Origin of the sequence: Roseofilum sp. SBFL, from assembly GCF_017746885.1 — a bacterium.
Classification (GTDB): domain Bacteria; phylum Cyanobacteriota; class Cyanobacteriia; order Cyanobacteriales; family Desertifilaceae; genus Roseofilum.
In genome coordinates this window covers 1-4,664 of sequence record NZ_JAGHZH010000061.1, presented here as the reverse complement: position 1 = coordinate 4,664, position 4,664 = coordinate 1, and the positions used below count along the sequence as shown (strand labels likewise).

The following is a 4,664-nucleotide window of genomic DNA, read 5'->3' as shown; positions in this document are numbered from 1 at the left end:
TGACCGCAAAACTGCTGCGGACTTGATTAGTATTCGTGACAAGAACCGTTCAATTGAGGAGCCGTGTGAGGTGAAAGTCTCACGCACGGTTTTGAAGACGAGTCGGGCAGGTGACTGTCCGGCTTAGTTTAACATCGTCAGTCGGAAGCCCGATCAAGAGGTTTTCTTGCAGGGATGGTTGAACCGTTCCAAGTCCTTGAAGAAGAGAGTCAATGGGAGTTGAGGAACCCCAAGGATGTTGCCGGGGGCGATCGCTGAGGATGTAGAAGGGAAGCAGCATAATGTAAGCTAACCATTAAACACGGTTAGGGTGCAGAGCAAGGGTGAAAATCGACCGTCACGGCAAAGGCAAAGTGCTGACAACCCAAGAAATTCAACTCTTATTTAACCAGGGACTAAAAACCCTGCGAGACCGCTGCCTCTTTGGAGTGTGCCTCTATACAGCAGCTCGAATCAATGAAGCCTGCACCCTAAGACGAGTTGATGTCTATGACAAACAGCGCCAGGTCAGGCCCGAGCTGATTATCCGCAAAAAAAGCACCAAAGGCAAACTCGACACCCGTTGTATCCCTGTAGGAGAAGACCTACAAGCCCTTCTGAGCGAATACAGCCCACCCCTACACCAATACTGGCTCTTTCCTGGAAGGCACGGCAAAAGCCACATTAATCCCATGTCAGCCTCTCGTATCTTACGAATAGCCTTAGAAGAACTGGGTATTGAAGGAGCCTCAACCCATTCCCTTCGCCGTACAGCCCTAACGACCATGCATAACAGTCGCGTACCCCTGAGAATCATCCAACAGATAAGCGGACACCACTCTTTAGCGACACTCGAAGAATATTTAGCCGTAAGCGACGAGCAACTAAAGGGGGCGATCTCCAGCCTCTCTCACCTATCCTACGTCAACAAAATAGGAAATATTGGCCTAGAGGGTTCTGAAGAAAGGAACTCTCAAGAGCATGAAATCGAGCAATAATTGGGGGTTATGACCTTACATTCGCGTCCAGAAGATGGCTCAAGTTTACATCTGGTGCTTTAGCTCACTCCAATTGATGCCGGTAGGAGGGTGTTGAGCTGAACAACGATCCTTCTCTATACAACGAATATAAGCCTTGCCATTCGGCGATCGCTAAAGTCAACACTTCAGGGACAATAATAAAGTTAAAGTTTCACCCTCTTCCTGATGGTCTCTTCAAATTTTGCCTTTCTCGAAGAAAAGGAGCGAATTTCCGAAGGTTTAGATACCGAGAGATATAAATCCAATGCAGGGGAATCTATAGAGCCAATCAAAACAGCTCCCTGGTGAAATTACTGTTTTTTCTCGGGCGAGTTTTTCAGTGGATCTAACGATTTATAGGAAGGGATTTAGGCGTAGAGTAATAGCCAAGATAGCGTTAATTGAATCAACACCAAGCTGGCCAGATAAATTTCTGCTCTCTCCAACATCAATTCCAATAATTATGTAAAGAATTGTTACTTCTCGTTGATGAACGATGACAGAAAAAATAAGGCATGAGAGTTTTAATAGACTATGAAAATCCCACCCCTAAGTTCGTATGCCGACCAGCTCATTTGCCCCAACCTAGGGGCATACTGGAAACTTGGGCAACTCAAAAACTCAGAAAACATTATCCTCAAATCTCCTGAAAAACAATTCCCCTTCTCCCGAGAAGAAGGCTACGCTCTGCGCTACTTTGTCGGTCAATTTACCCTAAATCAGATTCAGGAAGCTTGTCAACAGGAATTCAACCATGCTCTTCCCCCCAACTGGGTCAGCCAACTATTAGAAAAACTCATCGACTTAGGCATCTTAACCTTTCAGGAAACTGAAGAACCTGAAATTCTCCAATCTTCTTCTGTCCTCAAACCTTGTCTGCAATGGATTAACCACCATGACTATTGGATACTCCGCAACCCAGAAAACGTCACCTTTCTCCAAGTTACTTCTGAAGATAAAACCCTAATTGAACAACTAGAAATTTCCAGTCCTCAAGCTATTATTCAAGAATTCTGTATTCCTCCCGAACATCTAAAAAAACTGCTCCAGATGCTCAAGACCACCGGAATGCTGGTAGGAACTGAACCGAGCAAGCCTCCGCGAAAAAAGTTTAGCCCCCTACAATTACTTTTTTTTCGCATTCCTCTATTTAACCCAGACCCCTTTCTTAACGCCCATATCAATAAGATTGACTGGATCTTCTCTCAACCTATAGGCTTCTTACTTCTCGCCTTTTTGAGTCTCTCTACAGCCCTAGGATTCTATCACTCAGAAGCCATTATTCATCAAGGAAAAAACCTGGTTCAAGCCTATGAAAATAGTCTCATTCTCCCTTTTATTATCTTTAGCTTTCTCGTCGTTCTTCTCCATGAAGGAGGCCATGCCTTTACTTTGAAACATTATGGAGGGATTGTCCCCGAAATCGGCCTGCTGTTCATGATGCTGATTCCAGCCGCTTATACCAATACTAGTGATAGTTATTGTTTCTCTCGCTGGAAACGAATCCTAGTCGTTGGTGCGGGAATATTAGTGCAATTAATCCTGGCAGCACTGGGCTTTTGGATTTGGCATTTTTCTACCGATGGCATCGGGTTACATACGTCCAGTTTTCTGCTGATGGCAGCTTCTTTATTTACTCTGGCCATTAATCTCAACCCAATGGCCAAATTTGATGGTTATCATCTGGCAGTAGCAGCCACTGGAATTAATAACCTTAGAGGTCGTGCCTTTTGTTTATACCTTAACTTCTTTACCGGTCAACCCCTTAAGGAAAATCGCAAAGACTTGTGGATTTTAGCCCTCTATGCTCCCTTAAGTTTAGCTTACATTGGGTTGGTCTTTGGCTTTCTCTTCTGGAGGATCTTTACCTGGAGTTTAGCCCATATTCCGATTACCGCTCTAGCCTTACTCACCCTCTGGGCAATCTATTACTTCTTCCCTAGAGATTAATTTCATTCATGTCCTTTGTTCTTAATTCTTGCATCTTCCCATGACCAACACTTCTAACCCCCAACCCCCTTCTCTCAAAGTCGTTCCTCCAGCTAAAATGGATGCTCAGACCAAGAAAAAGCAGGTTCCTCCCACTCAAGAGGCGATCGCCTCCCCAGAAAAGAAAGGGACTCCATGGAGACGAATTCTGCTGCTCCTGGGACTGGCAGGAGGGTTATTTGCCCTCTCTCAGGTTGAAGTCACCACATCTGTGCGCGGTAAAGGACAACTCAAACCCCTACCCGAAAATCTACAATATGTTTACCTAGATGAACCGGGACGCATCCTGAACTTCATGGTAGCGGATGGAGAACCAGTTGAATCAGGGACTATTCTGGCTCAAGTTCAAAGTCAGGACTTGAAAGATGAAATCATGGCAGAAGAAATTCGTTTAGCTCAAGAAGAAGCCAAGTTAACTACAGCCTCTCAAGACATTGCCGTTCTCACTCATCGAGACTTAGAAGCACAACAACGGGTAAGAGCTGCACGAGAAACTAGAGCGAGAGTGGAAGACGATGTCGCTCGCTTATCGAGTAGTTCTCCTCCTCCTAGGATTGAGCGCATTATTCATGAAATAAAATCCATGGACAGCCAAATTTCTGGACTAGAGGGAACAATGATTCATCAAAACAATCGCTTAGATAACCTTCAAGTGCGCATAGAAAGATTGGGAGAAAATGGCGTGATTGAAGAGGGAGCCATATCGGTTAGCTATCAAGAGGACTTAGAAGAGCGTGTTGAAGGAGTCAGAGAGGAAATTAATAGCAGTATCTCACGCATTGAAGAATTGCGCGATCGCCAACAAGCCAAACAAGCAGAAATCGATACTTTAGCGGAAGAATTAGAGCGAAGTCTCGAAGATATTGACCATCAATTCCGTTCTGAAGAAGCCCAGTGGAGAACTCTTGAGCAGGAGCTAGAAGCCGCTCAAGCAGCACACCAAGCCCAAGTGGCAACGGTACAAAAAGTCAAAGAGCGAATGGCTCAGTTGAAATCTCAACAATTAGAAAACCGGGAATTGGAATCTCCCATTCGTGGGATTATCTTTGCCCAGGATTTATCCGAAAAACGGGGAAAATGGCTCGATCGTCATGACCCCGTTTTACAAATTGCTAATCTGAATCGCTTGAAGGCAGAAATTACATTTCACCAAGCAGATGCGGACTTGATTCAAGAGATTGTTGAACGGGGTTCGGCTCAGGTGGAGTTAAAACCCATTCAACCGGGATATCCGACAGAAATTGCTAAAGTGAGTAATATGAAGCGATTCACGCAACCGGATGATTCGGCTCAAACTCAAGAGTTAATCTTAACTGCTACGGTGAATAATGTGGAGGAAAAAGGGTTGATAAATTCCGAGTTTTATGCGGAGATTGAGGTGGGGAAAATGCCTCTTTATCAACGAGTGCAGCGGGAGTTAACGAAGGTCTTGAAGTTACGCCAGCATTTCTAATGGGGAAACTTTTATGTACGGGTTGGTAAAGGGGGCGATCGCCGAGGCGTTCGGTTATTGAGTTTTGCCCCAAATGGCGATCTCTACGCCTGGAGTTAATCTCCTAACGCCTAAATCCTTTTAAGGTCTAAACTCCTAAAGGTCTAATAGGTTTAGAAAAAAGAGCGATCGCTCAAGAGCAGATTTAGGATACTGTCTTACCTGTAGTGACAGAAAACCCCCTG

At 44.9% G+C, this 4,664-nt stretch carries 4 protein-coding genes; 3 read left to right on the top strand and 1 reads right to left on the bottom strand.

Annotated elements, in window-relative coordinates; all coding sequences use genetic code 11:
* Positions 1-79 precede the first annotated feature (79 nt).
* Entirely contained in the window at positions 80-280 is a 201-nt protein-coding gene (locus J7545_RS06965) for a hypothetical protein (protein WP_318719338.1), read from the bottom strand.
* Positions 281-323: 43 nt separating this feature from the next.
* Between J7545_RS06965 and J7545_RS06960 the strand changes: the two genes are divergently transcribed.
* The 3 genes from J7545_RS06960 to J7545_RS06950 all read left to right on the top strand — a co-directional run bounded on the left by J7545_RS06960 (position 324) and on the right by J7545_RS06950 (position 4,440).
* The gene (locus J7545_RS06960; RefSeq protein ID WP_318719337.1) at positions 324-977 is read left to right on the top strand and encodes a site-specific integrase; all 654 of its coding nucleotides are present in this window, start codon (positions 324-326) and stop codon (positions 975-977) included.
* Between the two features lie 555 nt (positions 978-1,532).
* A complete protein-coding gene (locus J7545_RS06955) occupies positions 1,533-2,948 on the top strand; it encodes a M50 family metallopeptidase (protein WP_318719336.1) in 1,416 nt (471 codons plus the stop codon).
* A 40-nt stretch (positions 2,949-2,988) separates the two neighbouring features.
* Positions 2,989-4,440, top strand: a complete 1,452-nt coding sequence (locus tag J7545_RS06950) for an HlyD family efflux transporter periplasmic adaptor subunit (RefSeq protein WP_318719335.1) — start codon at positions 2,989-2,991, stop codon at positions 4,438-4,440.
* The last annotated feature ends 224 nt before the right edge of the window (positions 4,441-4,664 follow it).

Excerpts from the sequence above, each read along its gene's own strand:
- J7545_RS06965 (WP_318719338.1), bottom strand. The coding sequence starts at position 280 with ATGCTGCTTCCCTTCTACATCCTCAGCGATCGCCCCCGGCAACATCCT.
- J7545_RS06955 (WP_318719336.1), top strand. The coding sequence starts at position 1,533 with ATGAAAATCCCACCCCTAAGTTCGTATGCCGACCAGCTCATTTGCCCC.
- J7545_RS06950 (WP_318719335.1), top strand. The coding sequence starts at position 2,989 with ATGACCAACACTTCTAACCCCCAACCCCCTTCTCTCAAAGTCGTTCCT.